Annotated in this window: 16 protein-coding genes and 1 riboswitch; of the genes, 5 read left to right on the top strand and 11 right to left on the bottom strand. The window is 67.2% G+C overall.

The genetic code is table 11. The annotated features are described in order from the left end of the window. Positions 1-4: 4 nt before the first annotated feature. Together L1892_RS18505 and L1892_RS18500 are read left to right on the top strand one after the other, a co-directional pair. On the top strand, positions 5-817 hold the full coding sequence (locus L1892_RS18505) for an ATP-binding cassette domain-containing protein (protein WP_235725110.1): 813 nt from the start codon (positions 5-7) through the stop codon (positions 815-817). A gap of 154 nt (positions 818-971) precedes the next feature. Then, positions 972-2,120 carry a LacI family DNA-binding transcriptional regulator gene (locus L1892_RS18500; protein ID WP_235725109.1) on the top strand — a complete coding sequence of 383 codons (1,149 nt, stop codon included), beginning with the start codon at positions 972-974 and terminating at the stop codon, positions 2,118-2,120. Positions 2,121-2,216: 96 nt separating this feature from the next. On the opposite strand, the gene L1892_RS18495 is transcribed toward L1892_RS18500, so the two are convergent. The 6 genes from L1892_RS18495 to L1892_RS18470 form a co-directional block, all read right to left on the bottom strand. Beyond that, on the bottom strand, positions 2,217-3,599 hold the full coding sequence (locus L1892_RS18495; RefSeq protein WP_235725108.1) for an NAD(P)/FAD-dependent oxidoreductase: 1,383 nt from the start codon (positions 3,597-3,599) through the stop codon (positions 2,217-2,219). Positions 3,600-3,625: 26 nt separating this feature from the next. Then, a riboswitch (ZMP/ZTP riboswitch) is annotated at positions 3,626-3,706 on the bottom strand. A 437-nt stretch (positions 3,707-4,143) separates the two neighbouring features. Then, positions 4,144-5,142 carry a Gfo/Idh/MocA family protein gene (locus L1892_RS18490; RefSeq protein ID WP_235725107.1) on the bottom strand — a complete coding sequence of 333 codons (999 nt, stop codon included), beginning with the start codon at positions 5,140-5,142 and terminating at the stop codon, positions 4,144-4,146. After that, complete coding sequence (locus tag L1892_RS18485; protein WP_235725106.1) at positions 5,139-6,029, bottom strand: sugar phosphate isomerase/epimerase family protein; 891 nt, start codon at positions 6,027-6,029, stop codon at positions 5,139-5,141. The genes L1892_RS18490 and L1892_RS18485 overlap by 4 nt, the downstream gene beginning before the upstream one ends. A gap of 70 nt (positions 6,030-6,099) precedes the next feature. Continuing rightward, a complete protein-coding gene (locus L1892_RS18480) occupies positions 6,100-7,143 on the bottom strand; it encodes a Gfo/Idh/MocA family protein (protein ID WP_235725105.1) in 1,044 nt (347 codons plus the stop codon). Next, positions 7,143-7,937 (bottom strand): SDR family oxidoreductase, encoded by a 795-nt coding sequence (locus L1892_RS18475; RefSeq protein WP_235725104.1) that lies wholly within the window; start codon positions 7,935-7,937, stop codon positions 7,143-7,145. The genes L1892_RS18480 and L1892_RS18475 overlap by 1 nt, the downstream gene beginning before the upstream one ends. A 31-nt stretch (positions 7,938-7,968) precedes the next feature. Beyond that, positions 7,969-9,162 carry a phytanoyl-CoA dioxygenase family protein gene (locus L1892_RS18470; protein ID WP_235725103.1) on the bottom strand — a complete coding sequence of 398 codons (1,194 nt, stop codon included), beginning with the start codon at positions 9,160-9,162 and terminating at the stop codon, positions 7,969-7,971. A 159-nt stretch (positions 9,163-9,321) separates the two neighbouring features. Here L1892_RS18470 and L1892_RS18465 point away from each other — a divergent pair, with 159 nt between their 5' ends. The 3 genes from L1892_RS18465 to L1892_RS18455 all read left to right on the top strand — a co-directional run bounded on the left by L1892_RS18465 (position 9,322) and on the right by L1892_RS18455 (position 12,643). Continuing rightward, complete coding sequence (locus L1892_RS18465; protein WP_235725102.1) at positions 9,322-10,344, top strand: LacI family DNA-binding transcriptional regulator; 1,023 nt, start codon at positions 9,322-9,324, stop codon at positions 10,342-10,344. Positions 10,345-10,421: 77 nt separating this feature from the next. Beyond that, entirely contained in the window at positions 10,422-11,825 is a 1,404-nt protein-coding gene (locus L1892_RS18460; RefSeq protein WP_235725101.1) for a chloride channel protein, read from the top strand. 86 nt (positions 11,826-11,911) lie between these two features. Beyond that, entirely contained in the window at positions 11,912-12,643 is a 732-nt protein-coding gene (locus L1892_RS18455; protein ID WP_235725130.1) for a GntR family transcriptional regulator, read from the top strand. Positions 12,644-12,916: 273 nt separating this feature from the next. Here L1892_RS18455 and rsgA read toward each other — a convergent pair whose 3' ends face one another. Genes rsgA through L1892_RS18430 form a run of 5 tightly spaced genes read right to left on the bottom strand, consistent with a single transcriptional unit; the run spans position 12,917 to position 17,636 of the window. After that, the gene (rsgA, locus tag L1892_RS18450; protein WP_235725100.1) at positions 12,917-13,960 is read right to left on the bottom strand and encodes a ribosome small subunit-dependent GTPase A; all 1,044 of its coding nucleotides are present in this window, start codon (positions 13,958-13,960) and stop codon (positions 12,917-12,919) included. Position 13,961: 1 nt separating this feature from the next. Then, positions 13,962-15,227, bottom strand: coding sequence for a 3-phosphoshikimate 1-carboxyvinyltransferase (gene aroA / locus L1892_RS18445; RefSeq protein ID WP_235725099.1), 1,266 nt, complete (start codon positions 15,225-15,227; stop codon positions 13,962-13,964). Between the two features lie 48 nt (positions 15,228-15,275). After that, on the bottom strand, positions 15,276-15,662 hold the full coding sequence (locus L1892_RS18440) for a VOC family protein (protein ID WP_235725098.1): 387 nt from the start codon (positions 15,660-15,662) through the stop codon (positions 15,276-15,278). Then, entirely contained in the window at positions 15,663-15,899 is a 237-nt protein-coding gene (locus tag L1892_RS18435; RefSeq protein ID WP_235725097.1) for a hypothetical protein, read from the bottom strand. 33 nt (positions 15,900-15,932) lie between these two features. Further along, positions 15,933-17,636: a nucleobase:cation symporter-2 family protein gene (locus L1892_RS18430; RefSeq protein WP_235725096.1), complete on the bottom strand. Its 1,704-nt coding sequence runs from the start codon at positions 17,634-17,636 to the stop codon at positions 15,933-15,935. Between the last annotated feature and the right edge of the window lie 17 nt (positions 17,637-17,653).

Raw genomic sequence — 17,653 nt, 5'->3', positions numbered from 1 at the left:
CACAATGAGCTCAGCCATTGAAACCCGTTCCGAGTCGGACTCCAGCGGCGGTAAGGTACCGCTGATCGAGCTCCGGGACGTCGGCAAATCCTACGGCGCGATCATCGCGCTCAAAGGCATCAACCTGCGCGTGCACGCCGGCGAGGTCACCTGCGTGCTCGGCGACAACGGTGCAGGTAAATCCACCCTGATCAAGATCATGGCCGGGCTGCATCAGCAGACCGAAGGCGACCTGCTCATCGACGGTGCCCAAACCCATCTCGAATCGCCGAAGCACGCGCTCGGCAAGGGCATCGCGACCGTCTACCAGGATCTCGCGGTGGTCGGGTTGATGCCGGTGTGGCGCAACTTCTTCCTGGGTCAAGAGCTCCGCAAGGGGCCCTTCCGGATGCTCGACATCCAGTCGATGCGGGCGACGACCAAGGAAGAGCTGTACAAGATGGGCATCGACCTCCCCGACGTGGATGCGCCCATCGGCTCGCTCTCGGGTGGTCAGCGTCAGTGTGTGGCCATTTCGCGGGCCATCTACTTCGGAGCTCGGGTGCTGATCCTCGACGAGCCGACCGCCGCGCTGGGTGTCAAGCAGTCGGGCACCGTGCTGCGCTACATCTCGGCCGCCCGGGATCAGGGTTTCGGCGTCGTGTTCATCACACACAACCCGCATCATGCGCACATGGTGGGCGACCACTTCGTCCTGCTCAATCGTGGGCGCCAGAAGCTGGACTGCACCTACGACGAGATCACGCTCGAGGAGTTGACCCAGCAGATGGCCGGCGGAGACGAGCTCGACACGTTGAGCCACGAGCTGCGGCGCTGAGCCGATGAATCCGCCCGAGGCCCGCTCGGCCGATTCTTGGCCGGGCGGGTCTCGTGGTGGGCTAGTGTTCCGGTGCGGGGCGCGAGGTCGTGACGCGAGTCGTGCGACACAGGTTGTGTGACACACGTTGTGTGACAACAGAAAGAGGTACGCGATGTCGCGGCTGATCGGGGTGGTGTTCGGGGCGACGAGCCCGTTCGAGGCGGATCTGGTCGACCGCCTGTACGCATCCGCCGACGCGGCCGGATATCAACTTGCGCTCGGGCTGCACACATCGTCGCGTGGACGACCGCGCGCGGTCGCCGATCTCGTCGAGCAGGGGTGTGTGGCCGTGATCGTGATCGGTGCGGAATACGACGACCGGTTCGACGTGAAGGTCCCGATCGTGGTGCTCGGCGAACGACTTCCCCACCTGAGGGCGGTCACGGTGGGAACCGACGAGTGGCGCGGTGCGCAGTTGGCGGTGCAGCATCTCATCGACCTCGGGCACACCTCGATCGCGCATGTCGAAGGTGGCGATCACCCGTGTGCGTCAGAGCGCTTGCGTGGCTATCTCGGGGCGATGGCGGCGGCCGGCTACCGCGACGAATGCCGAACCCTGGTGGGTGATTACACCGAGGAAGCGGGTGCGTTGGCCGCCGAACGGCTCCTCGCCGAGGGCGATCTGCCGACTGCGGTCTTCCTGGCCAACGACCGGATGGCGATCGGGTTCATCGACGTCATGCGGCACAGTGGCATCCGGGTGCCCGACGACATGTCGGTCGTCGGTTACGACGATGGGCCGCACGCGGTACTCGGACATCTCAATCTCACCACCATCCGCCAGAACGTACCCGGCCTCGCCGCGGCGGCGGTGGACGCGGTCAAGTCGCTGGTCGGGGATTCTCCGGACCGCCCGGACACAGGTGGGTGCGGGTTCTACGGCGCCCGGTCGCTCGAGCCTGAACTGATGGTCCGCGCGACGACCGCCCCGCCCGACGACGCGCTGTCGGGCTCATCGCAGCCGGACCTGCTCCGCTGGGGACTGCTCGCCGACGAATGCGACGATCATCTGGTGCACGAACTCGGCACACCCGGCGTGCTGACCGGACCCATCGAAGTGGTGGCGAGTTCGTCGACGGCGGTGGCCTGGGAGATCGCCGATCGGCTCGGCATCATGGTCAGCTACGGCATCTACGAAGACCTCATCGATGACCCGGAGATCGACGCGATCTTCATCGCACTGCCGCCCGACGCCCGCGACACCTGGGCGCACAAGGCCCGCGAGGCGGGCAAGGTGGTACGCACGCGCGACGCCAGCTAAGAGTTCTTCCCCCAGAGATCATTTCGTCCCCCACAAGCAGGAGGGGGACGAAACGATACCCGGGGGAAGAACTCTATGACGTCTACCGAGGAACGCTCAGGCGGCGTCGTCGAGCCGAGTGCGTTCCTCAAGTTCCTCGATCGCATTGCGCGCGAATACCTGTTGTTCGGTGACGGCCAGCTGCGTACGACTGCGGCTGGTGAACGCGAAGAACCAGTCGACGAGTGTGGTGAACCGGTTGCGGAAGCCCACGAGGTAGACCAGATGCAGCACCAGCCACCCGATCCAGGCCAGGAAACCCGCGAGCTCGATGTGGCCGGAGGTGCCCGGAACGGGGATCTTCGCCACCGCGCTGAAGCGGGCGATGGTGGCCATCGAGCCCTTGTCCCAGTAGGAGAACGGTTTCCGCGCCTCGGGTGACGTGCCCTTGAGGCCGTCCTTGATCGCCGATGCGGCGTACTTCGCGCCCTGGATCGCGCCCTGCGCCATACCCGGGACGCCGTCGACGGCCATCATGTCGCCGACGACGAAGACCTCGGGATGACCGGGCAGCGTCAGATCGGTGCCCACCTTCACCCGGCCGGCCCGATCGAGTTCGACGCCGCTCTGCTCGGCCAACTGGCGTCCCAATGGGCTGGCCGCCACACCGGCCGACCACACCTTGCACTGGCTCTCGATGCGTCGACGCGTGCCGTCGGCGTCGGTGACCACCAGGCCGTGGTAGTCCATGTCGACGACCATCGCACCCAGCTGGATGTCGACGCCATTGCGCGCCAACCGGTCCGTGGCCCGCTTGCTGAGCTTTCCGCCGTAGGGTGGCAGCACGGTGGGCGCGGCGTCGAGCAGGATCACCCGCGCATCGGCCGAGTCGATGTTGCGGAACGCGCCACGCAGAGTGCGGTTGGCCATCTCGGCGATCTGCCCGGCCATTTCCACACCGGTCGCACCGGCACCGATGACCACGAAGGTCAACAGGCGCGCCCGCTCCTCGGGGTCGGTGGACAGTTCGGCCTGCTCGAACGCGCCGAGAATGCGACCGCGCAACTCGAGTGCGTCGTCGATGGTTTTGAGGCCCGGGGCGAACTCGGCGAACCGGTCGTTGCCGAAGTAGGACTGATCAGCACCCGCGGCCACGATGAGGCTGTCGTAAGGCGTGGTGGTGACGCGCTCGAGTAGTCGGCTGGTAATCGTGTGACCGTCGAGATCGATGGACTCCACGTCACCGAGCACCACACGCACGTTGTCCTGCTTGCGCAGGATCACTCGCAGCGGGGGAGCGATCTGTCCCTCAGAGATGACTCCGGTGGCGACCTGATACAGCAGCGGTTGGAACAGGTGATGGGTGGTGCGGGCGATCACCGTGACGTCGACGTCGGCCTTCGCCAACTGTCGTGCGGCGGTCAGTCCGCCGAATCCGGATCCGATGATGACGACGCGATGGCGGGCGCCGTTCATGTCGGGTTGCGTGCGGGAATTCATGGCAACTGTCCTCCAGCGTTCACCGTCGCAGACACCCAGGCGGTCGATGTCTGACTCAGTTCGCTCCACGCCGGTCGATCCCGGCTACGCCAGTCGCGATTTCTGATGCTACCCAAGACAACGGCCGCGGCGCGACCCGATATTCCTCGGGTAGATCACTTGTGTGTACGGGGGTCTGGTCTCGATACGCGACGGGCTCGCTGCGCTCGCACGTCGCTACTCGACCAGCGGTTGAGCCGGGCTCGCTGCGCTGGCACGTCGCTACTCGACCAGCAGTTGAGCCGGGCTCGCTGCGCTGGCACGTCGTTACTCGACCAGCGGTTGAGCCGGGCTCGCTGCGCTGGCACGTCGCTACTCGGCCAGGGGTTGAGCCGGGCTCGCTGCGCTGGCACGTCGCTACTCGACCAGCAGTGCGCGGTGGTCGGGCGGTCGGGTTCGGGCGCGTCGGTTTGCGGCCGGCGGGGACGTTCCCCTGTCGCTGATCGAGTAGTCCGAGCCGCCAGGCGAGGACGTATCGAGATCCCCGCAGCGCGACTCGCACCACTCACCTCGGGTGCAGGCCGATCGCCCGGTACGCGGCGTCGAGGTAGCGCATGTTCTCCACCGCGTCGTCGAGGTCGATGGGCAGCGCCGCACCGGTGCGTACCGCGTCGGCGAACGCCTCGAGTTGGTAGGTGTAGGTCGACCGGGTGCCGAGCCGTTCGACTCCGACCGTGCCGTCCCTCGAGGACACGATGGTCAGCCGATCGTCGCGGTTCGGGGCCAGATAGTCGTGCAGGAACAGGCTGCCTTCGTCACCGACGATCCGCAGGCTGAACACGAACTCGCCGGCCACCATGGACACCGCGTGCAGGCCGGCGGCGCCGTTGGGGTAGCGAAGATCCAGCACGCAGGACTCGTCGATCTGCGGGCTGGCCAGCGACGCGCGGCCGCCGGTGATCTCCGGCGGCCCACCACACCAGCGGCCGAGCAGGCGCGACACGTGCAGCGAATAGCAGCCCAAGTCCATCAACGCACCGCCGGCGAGGTCGTAGGACCATCGCGGATCGTTGTCGTCGGGAGGCGGCATGGCCATCACCACTTCGACGTGCGCGATGTCGCCGATCGCACCCGCGTCGAGCAGTTCAGTGGTGCGTGCCATCAACGGGTGGAACAGGTAGTGAAAACCCTCGAGGACCACAACGTCGGCTGCGCGCGCCGCGGCCGCCACCTCCTGTGCCTCGGATTCGTTCCGTGCGAAGGGTTTCTCCGAGAGCACCGGTTTCCCGGCCCGGATCGCGGCGAGGTTCCACGGCCCGTGCAACGCGTTGGCGAGAGGGTTGTAGATGACATCGACCTCGGGGTCGTCGATCACCGCGGCATAGGAGTCGAGTACCCGCTCGACCCCGTACTTGTCGGCGAACGCCTCGGCACGACCGCGGTCGCGTGCGGCGACGGCCACCAATCGGTGTCCCAGCGTGCGGGCGGGCCCGACGATGGCCGACTCGGCGATCCGGGACGCGCCGAGCAGTCCGATCCGCAACGGTTCGGTCACCTCGGTCACACCCGCACCGGACGTGCAGCGGCCTTGCGCAGGAACGACATCGAGACCGCCACGTTACCTGCGGCGGCATCGCCGTCGGTTTCGTCGGTGAGGATGGTGTCCTGTTCGAGCACGTACCAGCCGTCGAACCCGGCGTCGACGAGCGTCGCGACGACCTTGGCGATCTTGGCCTCGCCCGCGCCGAGGGGCACGTACATCCCCTGCGCCACCGCGTCGGTGTAGGTCATTTCGCCGCGCTGCACCTTCTCGGCGAGCTCGATCCTGACGTCTTTGAGGTGGGCGTGGGTGATGCGGTCGGTGTAGGCCTGCGTCATCTCCAGCGGGTCGGTCCCGCCGATCAGCAGGTGACCGGTGTCGAGGCAGAGTCCGATGGTGGTGTTCTCCAATACCCGATACACCTCGTCGCGCTGCTCGACCATGGTGCCGACGTGCGGATGCAGCGCGGCGGTGACCCCTCGGGACGCGGCCAGTGCTCCGAGCCGATCCAGGTTGGCCAGCAACGTGTTCCACTGCACCTCGGTGAGGTCGGGACGATCGTCGTATCCGTCGACGCCGGTGGCCGCGGCCAGCACCAGTACGTCACCGCCGGAGGTCTCCAGGCGGTCGAGCACCTCGTTCACCGCAGGAGCGGGATCGTGGTCGGCCTGGTGCAGCACCACTGGAACGAAGGACCCCACACACCGCAGGTCGTAGGCTGCCAGCGTGTCGCGCAGTTGCGCCGGGGCCGATGGCAGGAAGCCTTCGGGGCCTGTCTCGGCTGCGGTGACGCCGAGCTCACGCATCTCGCCGAGGACGCGTTCGGGGCTGAGTTGGTATCCCCATCCGGGGACTTCGCAGACACCCCACGAGATGGGGGCGGCGGCGATGCGGAGGTCAGTTGTAGTCATCGATGAATCCCTTTGGTGGTGCTCGGTGGTCTGGTGGTGCCCGGTCGTCGGATGAGTTCGTGCGACGGCGTCAGCGTGCTGGTACCAGCATGTCCCGGATCTCCTCGATCGGGACCGGCCGGCCGGTGTCGACCGACCGGGTGGCGGCTTCGGCGATCAACGAGACCTCCAGCGCATCGTGTGCGGTGCATGGTGCCGATGTCGTCGGGTTCGTCGACGGGTCCATCACCGATGCGCAGAAGGCAGCGAGTTCGGCGCGATAGGCGGCGGCGAATCGGTCCATGAAGAACCGGTGCGGTGCTGCGGCGGGAAAAGCGCAGTCGGCCTGCATGTTCCGTACCGGGGTGGCGGGGTCCCACCCGGCGACGACGCTGTCGGTGCTGCCGTGAACTTCCAGGCGGCAGTCGTAGCCGCGCGCGTTGTATCGGGTCACCGACACCACGCCGATCGTGCCGCGGGCGAATCGCAGCAGGATCGATGCGGAGTCCACATCGCCGACCTCGGCGAACAGCGGATCGCCCTGGTTGCTGCCGGTGGCGTACACCTCCACCACCTCGTCATCGAGAAGCCAACGGACGGTGTCGAAATCGTGTACGGCGCAATCCCGGAAGATCCCGCCCGACGCCGCGATGTACTCGGCCGGTGGAGGTGCCGGGTCCAGCGTCGTCGACCGCACCGTGGTGATGAAGCCGAGTTCGCCGGCATCGACGGCTGTGCGGGCAGCCGCCATCGCGGGATCGAACCTACGGTTGTAGCCGATCGTCACCGGGACGTCGGTGTCGGCGACGCGGGCGACGACCTCGGCCGACTCGGACACCGACAACGCGATGGGTTTCTCGCACAGGGTGGGAATCCCTGCGGCGATGGCCTTCTCGATGAGTTCGGCGTGCGTGGGGGTGGCGCTGGCGATGACCACCGCGTCGACCCCGGAGTTGAACAGGCTGTCGGCATCGGAGGCGGCCCGTGCCGAGGCCAACCGGTCGGTGGTCGTCGCCACCGCCGCCGGATTCGCGTCGGTCACCACGAGCTCGTCCACCGACGGCAAAGCGGTGAGCGTGTCGGCGTGGAAGCCGCCGATCCGCCCGAGTCCGATGACCCCTACGGTCAGTCCCATCAGTCGATTCCTCCCATCACGATCTGGTCCCAGTCGATGACCGACCCGGTGACCACTCCGCTGCGCTCCGAGAGCAGAAAGACCACGAAGTCCGCGATCTCGTCGGGTTGTCCGAGCTTGCCCATCGGCACCGACGCGTTGGCGTCGTCGATCCAGCTGTCGTCGGCGCCGTGAAAGCGCTTCTGGATGTCGGCCTCGCCCTCGGTCTCGGTCCAGCCGATGTTGAGTCCGTTGATGCGGATACGGTCCCAGCGGTGGGCATGGGCGGCGTTCTTGGTCAGACCGACCAACCCGGCCTTGGTCGCCGAGTACGGCGCCAGAAACGATTGTCCGCCATGGGATGACATCGTGATGATGTTGACGATGCTGCCCGGCGCGTTGCGGCCGACCATGTCGGCCACGGCGGCCTGCATGGTGAAGAACGGGGCCCGCAGGTTGACGGCGACGTGGCTGTCGAAGAGTTCGGGGGTGGTGTCGAGCAGGCTGCCGCGTGTGGTCGTGCCCGCCGCGTTCACCAGGGCATCGATGCGACCGAATTCGGCGATGGTGTCCGCCACGGAGCCGGTCGCTGCGCGCGGATCGGTGAGATCGGCGTGCACGAATCGCACCGGTGCGCCGTTGAACTCGGCGGCGAGTGACTTGCCTTTCTCAGTGTTGCGGCCGCTGAACACGACCGAGGCGCCGGCGTCGACGGCAGCGCGCACGATCGCGGCGCCGACGCCTTGCGTGCCGCCGCTGACCAGTAGTGCCTTGTCGGCCAACAGGTTGCTGCGGTGTCGTGGTTGATCATTCATTTCGGTGACGTCCTTGTCGGGAGAGCTCGGGTCAGGCGATGTGGCGGCGATCCAGTGCCGATAGCTCGGCGTCGAACTGCGCCGCGTCGAGTCCGTCGGCGATGGCCCGGGCGAACAATTCGGCCTGGGATTCTCCGGTCAACCCGGTCAACGGCTGGTCGAGATCGAGATTGCTGGGGAAGGGGTACCCCTCGGCCGACGCGGCGATCACGTTCGCGACCGCGCGATCGTCGGCGGTGCCGGCCAGCGTCTGTACCGACGGATAGATCCACCGCATGACCGCGGAGCGGTCCACGGCGTCCATCGCGCGGCCGAACGCCGAGGACACCTGTAGCAGATTCGCCATCCGCCTGATGTCCGACGATGTGTTGTGGCCGGCCGCGTGGAACAGGGCGGGGTTGAAGAAGACGGCATCGCCCGCCTGCAGGGGGAGCTGGACATAGTTCTGGGCGAAGTGTTCGCGGAACTCCGGCAGGTTGAAAGCGAGATATCCCTGCTCATAGGTCTGTGAGTACGGCAGATACATCGTTGGGCCGGACTCGATCGGCATGTCGACGTGGGCGACGGCGCCCTGCAGGGTCAGCGCGGGCGAGAGGCGGTGGATGTGGGCACGGAATGTCGCGGCGGTGTCGGTGGACATGAAGCCGAGGTGATAGTCGCGGTGCGGGTTCTGCGCCTCTCCACCCGGATTGACGACGTTGATCGCCGAGGTCACCTGATACCACGGACCCAGCCACGCCTCGCTGATCAGATTGAGGACGTCGTTGGAGTAGTAGCGGGTGAACAGTTCCGGCGCCCGTTGGGCGAACTTCTGCAATGCATTCCAGATGCGGTCGTTGGCGCCGGGTTTGGCGAAATGGTCGCCGTTGGCGACGCCGGCCGCACGCTGGTCGGCAATGATTTCGGTGAAGACCTCGGTGGATTCGGTGAGCGCATGGCGGTTGTCGAATGCGCTGGTGAACACCACGATGCCGGGGCCATTGAGCAGCGCATCGGCGAGTTCATCGGACAGGACCGCGCGGTCCTCGCCCGACAGGGCGGTCACGGCGGCCGAATCGTAGAAGAGAACCCCGCGCTCGGTGCTCGCGGCGTGCGGATAGTCGGCGAGGTCGGTGGTGCGCCGGGTGGCCGCGATGAAGTCGTCGAGGCTGCACTCGCTCGCAGAGATCCGGTCGGCCCGGGGCGTCCGGGCGCTGCTGATGGTGCCTGCGCTGCGTACGGTCATCGCGCGCTCCTTGTCGGTGGTCGAGCCAGGTTTCTGGCCGGTGGTCGTGGGGTGGATCGGGCCCTCGGCGATTCCGCCGTGATCACGTCACCAAGAATGGCAAGATCCTATTGTCCGGACAAGAGCGTATTTCCATCAAGAATCCCTCAGGAGTGGGGCGTGCCACATCGTTATCCCGTACGCGAGATCGCGCGTCAGGCCGGCGTGAGTGAGGCGACGGTCGATCGGGTGCTGCACCAACGTCCCGGCGTACGGGAGGGCACGGTCCTGCAGGTCGAACAGGCCATCGCAGACCTCGATCGGCAGCGCACCCAGCTGCGGTTGTCAGGTCGGCGGTTCTTGATCGACGTGGTCATGGAGACGCCTCGACAGTTCTCCGGTCTGGTCCGCGACGCCTTGGAGCAGGAACTGCCGGGGCTGCGGCCCGCGGTGATGCGGGCCCGCTTCCATCTGCGGGAAACCTGGCGGACCGGCGAGTTGATCGCGCAACTGGACACCATCGCCCGTCAGGGCAGCCACGCCGTGGTGCTCAAGGCGCCGGACACACCGGAGATCGCGGCGGCCATCGGCCGACTCACCGCCGCGCGCATCCCCGTCATCACCCTGGTCACCGACGTGCCGATGAGTACCCGGATCGCCTACGTCGGGATGGACAACCGAGCGGCCGGTGCCACCGCGGCGTATCTGATGTGCCAGTGGCTGCGTCGCGTCGACGTCGACGTGTTGGTGCTGACCAGTAGTTCGATGTCGCGCGGTGAGGAGGAACGCGAGATGGGTTTCCGGTCGGTGATGCGCAGCCACGACCCGAACCGCCGGATCGTCGAGGTGACCGATTCCGACGGACTCGACGAGACGTGCGCGGCGCTCACGGCACGGGTTCTCGACGCGAATGCCGATGTGGGGGCGGTTTATTCGATCGGCGGTGGCAATCGAGGGATCGTCTCGGCATTTCGTACCGCGAACCGTACGTGCGAGGTTTTCATCGGGCACGACCTCGGTGACGCCAACCGCACCCTGCTGCTCAGCGGGCACCTGACCGCGGTCCTGCACCACGATCTGCGTGCCGACATGCGCCAGGTCGCGCAGCTGGTGATGCGCTATCACGGCGCACTGCCGGGTGATCAGCGGCCGGTGGCATCGGGGATCCACGTGATCACGCCGTACAACCTTCCTGACGCGTGAGGATGCGACGGATCTCCGCTCCCATGGCGATCGCCGATAAGGTGAGTCGGCCACCCGTCGGACGGAGGATGATGCCCATGAGCTCGATCGGCGATGCAGACGACCAGGACGGCGCCCCGGGGCAGCAGCCGGCATCGAGTACCGACGAGGTGACCGCCCAGAGCGTGCGGCCGAGCACCACCGCCGAACTGCATCCCGATCGCGCCGAGGGCGTCGTCTACCTGAAGCTGATCGGACTGGGCGCGGTGATCGGCATCCCGGCCGCTCTGTTGGCGTGGGGATTTCTCGGACTCGTGCATTGGCTCGAGGATCTGATGTGGACCGATCTGCCGCGGCATCTCGGAGTCGACGAAGCACCCTGGTATCTGGTGCTCGGACTTCCGGTGGCCGGGGCCATCGTGGTCGCGATGGCGACGGCATTCCTCCCCGGCGGAGGCGGTCACTCGCCGCTCGACGGGGTCGGCGTGACCCCGACCCCGTGGCAGTATGCGCCCGGCATCGCACTCGCGGCGATCGGCACCCTCGCGTTCGGTGCGGTGCTCGGTCCGGAGGCGCCACTGATCGCCTTGGGGTCTGCGGTCGGCATGGTGGTGGTGCCGTTCGTGCGACTCCCGGAACAGGGGCATCGGGTGCTGGCCACCGCCGGCTCGTTCTCGGCGGTGTCGGCGCTGTTCGGTGGGCCGCTGGTGGCCGGACTGCTGCTGCTCGAGGCCGGCCTGGCGGCCGGGGCGGCGTTGCTGCCCGCACTGCTGCCGGGGCTGGTGGCTGCGGCTGTCGGCTATGTCGTGTTCATCGGACTCGGCGACTGGGGCGGGCTCGGCGTCATGTCGATGGCGGTTCCGCAGATGCCCGACTACGTCGGCACCCGCATCATCGATCTGCTGCTCGCCATCGTCGTCGGCGTGCTGGCGAGCGTGATCATGTTCCAGGTCAAGAAGGCCGGCACATTCGTCGACAAGGCCGCATCGATCGACAAGCGCCGCCGCTACGGCATCCTCGTCGCGGGCGGCGTCGCGGTGGGGGTGTTGGCATTGATCGCCCGGGCCCTCGGTGCCGACATCGACGACGTGTTGTTCTCCGGACAGACCGCCGTGCCGATGGTTCTGGCCGAGAGCGGGGTCGGCGCACTCGTGGTGATCATCGCGTTCAAGGCGATCGCCTACGCGGTCTGTTTGGGCTGCGGATTCCGTGGCGGTCCGGTGTTTCCGGCGATCTTCATCGGGGTGGCCATCGCGTCGATAGGCTGTCTGCTCTTCGACTGCTCCATCACCTGGGCGCTGGCGGTCGGAGCCGCGGCCGGGATGACGGCCGGCACCGGATTCGTATTCAGCGCGTTGTTGTTCAGCGTGCTGCTGACCGGTTCGGTCGGCCTCGACGCCACGCCTGCGGCGGTGCTGGGTGTCATCGCCGCCTGGCTGACGACCGCCGCACTGTCCCGTCGTCGGCAGTCCGGCGGTTCGGCGGCCGAGGTGGTCACCTGAGGGTGACGCGCGCCGGCGGGCGCCTGTGGGAAACCTGGTCCGAACAATATTTGTTATGACATACTGACACGATGGCGGACCAGATCATGCAGATCCCGGTCGAGCTCGACCGGTCCACGCCGGTCCCGCTCTACCACCAGCTTGCCCAGGCCATCGAGGCCGCGATCGTCCGGGGTGACCTCGGTCCCGGGGATCGACTGGAGAACGAACTCGATATGGCCGGCCGGCTCAAACTGTCGCGGCCGACGATCCGACAGGCGATCCAGGAGCTCGTCGACAAGGGTGTGGTGGTGCGCAAGAGGGGGGTCGGCACACAGGTGGTGCAGAATCCGGTGCACCGTTCGGTCGAGCTGACCAGTCTCTACGACGATCTGACGACCGCGGGGATGCACCCCACCACCCAGCTGCTCGAGTATCGGATCGGCACGCCCGACGAGGAGTTGCGCACCGAGCTGGGTTTGCCGGTAGGGGCCGAGTCGGTGACAGTCAAACGTCTGCGCTGTGCCGGCGGAGAACCCCTGGCCCTGATGATCAACCATCTGCCGGCCGACATCTGCCCGCCCGCCGGAGAACTCGAGAGTGGTGGCCTCTACAAGGGTTTGCGTGGACGGGGTGTGCACATCCGGCTTGCGCGGCAACGTATTGGGGCCAAGGCGGCCGACGCCGACGAGGCGGCACTGCTCGGCGACGAACCTGGGTCGCCGTTGCTGACCATGCAGCGCACGGCCTTCGACGACGCGGGCAAGGTGGTCGAGGTGGGTCGGCACGCGTACCGGGCCGATCGGTATTTCTTCGAGACGACGGTGGTGGATCGCTGAGCCCCGCTGAGTGAGTGGGTAACCCGGTGATCGGGTAGCGGCCGAGGCGCCGACCGAGGTCGTGTATCGAGATCACTCGTGTGTCGCCAGTGGTCTCGATACGCCGCTCGCCCTAGGGGGCTCGCGGCTACTCGACCAGCGGTTGGTGGCTTGGTGGGTCGGACTAGTCGACCTGCGGGGTGGTGCGGTTCGGGCTACTCGACCAGCGGTAAGTGGCCCGGGCGTGTGCTACGCGACTTGCGCCTCGGCTGAGGTGACCAGTGGGTCTGGGGCCTACTCGGCCGGCTGATCGTCGGGGACCTCGTTCTCCTCGGCCACCTGTCCGGAGACCGCGAGCAGGAGCTGCCGCACCGCCATTGCGCGGCGATACGACGCGCCGGCGAGTTTGTCGAGCGCACACTCCGGATCGGCGGGCGGACCCAGATGCGTACAGCCGCGGGGACAGTCGTCGATGGCCTCACGCAGGTCGTCGAAGGCGTCGACGATGTCGTCGAGTCCGACGTGGGCGAGCCCGAACGATCGGATACCGGGTGTGTCCACCACCCAGCCTTGGGGCGACGAGTCCGCGCCGGGCAGGGGCAACACCACCGATTGCGTCGAGGTATGCCGGCCCTTGCCGACCCCGGACACCACGCCGGTGGCCCGCTCTGCTTGCGGCACAAGACGATTGACCAAAGTGGATTTGCCTACCCCGGAATGGCCGACGAGCGCGGTGAGCCGGCCGGTGAGGATGGCGGTGATCTCGTCGAGCGCGTCGTCGCGGCCGCCGAGCACGATCGGCAGGTCGAGATCGGCGAAGGCTCTGGTGAATTCGGCGGGATCGGCGAGATCGGACTTCGTCAGGCACAGGATCGGTGTCAGGCCGCCGACGTAGGCGGCGGCCAACGCGCGTTCCACGAATCCGGTGCGCGGTGGTGGATCGGCCAATGCGGTGACGATCAACAGTTGGTCGGCATTGGCCACCACGATGCGTTCATACGGGTCGGTGTCGTCGGCGGTGCGGCGCAGCACGGTGGTGCGGTCGGCGACCTTGACGATGCGCGCCAGCGTGTCCGGCCGACCGGACAGATCGCCGACCACCGACACCTGATCGCCGACGACGACCGGCGTGCGGCCCAGTTCCCGTGCGCGCATCGCGGTGACCCGACGGTCCGGGTCGCCGTCGAGGACGCAGCCCCAGCGGCCACGGTCGACCGACACGACCATGGCCGAGCGGGCGTCGTCGTGGCTCGGTCGTTGTTTCGTGCGCGGTCGGCTGCCCTTGCCAGGACGTATCCGGACGTCGGATTCGTCGTAGCTCGAGGCGCGCCGACTCACGTCAGGGGTGCCCGATCATTTTCTGCCACATGCCCGGAAAGTCCGGCAGCGTCTTACTGGTCGTCTCCACATCGGACACCGTGAGGCCCTGCACCACCAGCCCGATCAACGCACCTGCGGTGGCCATCCGGTGATCGGCGTAGGACTCCCACACCGCACCGTGCAACTGTCGGGGCACGATGCGCAGACCGTCGTCGGTCTCGGTGCAGTCACCGCCGAGCCGGTTGATCTCGGTGGTCAGCGCCGCCAACCGGTCGGTTTCGTGACCGCGCAGATGCGCGATGCCCGACAGCACCGATTCGCCGTCGGCGAGCGCGCACAGACCCGCCACGGTGGGGGTCAGCTCGCCGATGTCGCGCAGATCGATGCTGATCCCGGTGAGCTTCTCCGGCCCGCGCACGGTCAGCGAACCGTCGGAGAGTTCGATCGCACAACCCATCTCGGCGAGGATGTCGACGATCTGGGCGCCGGGCTGGGTCGTGGTCGCGGGCCAACGTGGCACGCTCACCGCACCCCCGGTCACGGCGGCGGCGGCCAGGAATGCGGCGGCGTTGGACAGGTCGGGCTCCACCACGCGGTCGATCGCCCGGATCGTCGACGGCGGCACCCGCCATGTCTGCGCATCCGGCCGCTCCACCGTCACCCCGCACTCGGCCAACATCTGCACGGTCATGTCGATGTGCGGCATCGAGGGCACCGGTCCGCCGTCGTGGCGCACGGTCACCCCGTCGTCGAAGAGCGCGGCCGACAGCAGCAACCCCGAGACGAACTGCGACGAGGCCGACGCATCGATGGTGACCTCCCCGCCGGACGCGGACCCGGTCCCGGTGACCGTGAACGGCAACCGATCGCCGGTCACCTTCACGCCCAGGTCGCGCAGGGCGTCGAGGATGGTCGCCAGGGGGCGAGTGCGGGCCTGCTCGTCACCGTCGAAGGCGACCCGCCCGTCGGCGAATGCGGCCACCGGGGGCAGGAATCGCATCACGGTGCCGGCCAGCCCGCAGTACACGTCGGCGCCGACCATCGGGTGCGGTTCGATCGTCACCGCGGTGTCGTCGTCGGGATCGATCCGCACGCCGACGCCCAGCGCACTCAGGCCGCTGAGCATCAGATTGGTGTCGCGGCTGCGCAGGGTTCCACGCACCACCGAGGGGCCGTCCGCCAGGGCGGCGAGGATCAACGCGCGATTGGTGATCGACTTGGAACCGGGCAACTCGACGGTGGCCACCACCGGGGCGGACACCGTGGGCGCAGTCCAGACACTCATGCGGTCCAGTCTGTCACGGGCCAACGGTCACCGATCGGGGAGCAGCCGTCACCGGGTGTCCCGTCGCAGCGGGTGATCGGCAGGTACCTCCACGATGATGATCCGACGGTCGTCGGGGTCGCGCACATGCATCTCGATCAGACCCCACGGCTCGGTGCGTGCCTCCCGCACGATCGGGACGTCGGCGGCCCGCAACTCGTCCGTGGCGGCCGCCGCGTCACGTACCTGCAGCCAGAGCATGGCGTCGGCGCCCCCGCCGGTCGCCACCTGGTCGCTCATGTGTGCGGGTACCTCGATATAACCGGTGCCGGCGTGGAAGACCACTCCGCCCGGATACTCGCGGGCCACGGCCAGTTTCAACTGATCGCGATAGAACGCGGTCAGGCGTTCGGGATCGGCCGAACGCAGCAGAATTCGGCTGCTCAGTACCTCCATCTACTGGCCCTCGGTGGACCCGTCGGTGCCACCGAGCGCATGGCCACGGTTCAGGTCGTTGCCATGCCGGGCCGCTTCGTAGATGGCCTTCTCACGCGCGATGCGATCGGTTTCCCCGATGGGCTTGGCGTCACCGAAGGCGAACGTCGAGTCGTGCGGATACTCGTGCGGCTGGTCTGGGTCGTCGTCGATGAGGGCGTCGGCCGGCTGATGATCATGGCGGGGGCTGTCGGACATGACTAAACGATAAACCGAGTTGTGCTCGACCGATCAGGATCCGCGCCGGGAGAATCCGCCGTCGGTGTGCGAGTCCCAGCTCTCGATCAGCCGTAGCACCTTGGGATCGCCCTGCTCCTTGATCCAGGCACACAGGTCTTTCGGCGCGGCCGGGTTGGTGATGATGAACTGGTGCAGATCGGGGTCGTGTTCGGCCAGGTACCGCAGCGTCTCCGGTGGGCTGTCCGGGTTGGCGGCGGCCAGCGCGTCGCGGGGATCGAAGGCCGCGGCGCCCATCGTGTCGCCTGCCGACAGACCCAGGCCGTCCTTGGTGACCACCTCGATCTCACCGGTGTTGTGGTAATCAGCCGGGTCGGGTGAGGTGCTTCTGGTGTTGAGCAGCAGATTCAGCAGGATCGCCGTCAGTGCGCCCGCGGAGATGCCGGAGTGGAAAATGGTCTGGAACCAATCCGGGAACTGGTGATACAGGTCCAGCGACACGTTGACCGGCGCGTCGCCGAGGTCGCGGTTGGTGTAATACAGCTTGGCCTCGGTCAGCATCGCCACACCCACCGAGATGGCCACGACCAGCACGTTGGTGTTGTTGAACTTGACCTTGCTGAGGGTTCGCACACCGCTGGCGGCGACCATGCCGAACAGTGCGACACCGGCGCCGCCGAGCACCGGCATGGGGATGCCCTCGACGATGGCGGCCATCTTCGGCAGCAGCCCCAGGATGACCAGGATGATGCCCGCACAGGTCGCCACATGCCGGGTCTTGACGCCGGTGATGGCGACGAGCCCGACGTTCTGCGCGAACGCCGTGTACGGGAAGGTGTTGAATACGCCGCCGAGGACCGTGCCCAGTCCGTCAGCGCGCATCCCGTCGGCCAGTTTCTGCGGGGTGATCTTCTTGTCGACGATCTCACCGACGGCCACGATGTCGCCGGTGGTCTCGGTCATGATCACCAACGCAACGATGATCAAGGCGATGATCGAGGAGATCTCGAACGTCGGCATCCCGAACTGGAAGGGTTGCGGAATGCCGATCCACGGGTTCTCGCCGACGGCGTCCCAGTTGGCCATCCCGAACGGCAGCGACACCAGCGTGCCGATGACCAGACCGATGAGCACCGACACCCGCTTGATGGGTTCGGGTCCGAACCGTTCGAGCGCGATGATCACCGCGAGGGTGAAGAAGCCGAACGCGATGGCCTTCGGTTCGCCGAAGTCCTCGCCGGTGGCGGTACCGCCACCGAACCACCCGGCAGCCACCCGCATCAGGGAGACGCCGATGATGAGGATGATCGTGCCGGTGACCAGGGGCGGGAAGAAGCGGATCAGCTTTCCGACGACGGGTGCGGCGAGTATCATGAACAACCCGCAACAGATCACCGAACCGTAGATCGCGGTGATGCCGTGGGCCTGGCCGATGGTGATCATCGGCCCGACAGCGGCGAAGGTGACGCCCTGCATGAGCGGCAGCCGCACCCCGAAACGCCAGAAGCCGACCGCCTGCAGGATCGTCGCTATGCCGGCGACGAACAGGTCGGCCATGATCAGGTGGACGATGTCGCCCTGCTCGAGTTGGCCCGCGCTGACCATCGCGCCACCCACGATCAGCGGTACGGCCACGGCGCCCGCATACATCGCCAGCACGTGCTGTATGCCCAACGGCAGCAGCTTGGCCAACGGCGGTATCTCGTCCACCGGGTGAGCTGTGGTCTTGCCGCGCCTGATCGGGTCGAGAACCGCCATACGCAGATGTTTACGAG

Origin of the sequence: Gordonia tangerina (genome assembly GCF_021556435.1) — a bacterium.
Lineage (GTDB): Bacteria > Actinomycetota > Actinomycetes > Mycobacteriales > Mycobacteriaceae > Gordonia > Gordonia tangerina.
This window is presented reverse-complemented; position numbering and strand designations above follow the sequence as displayed.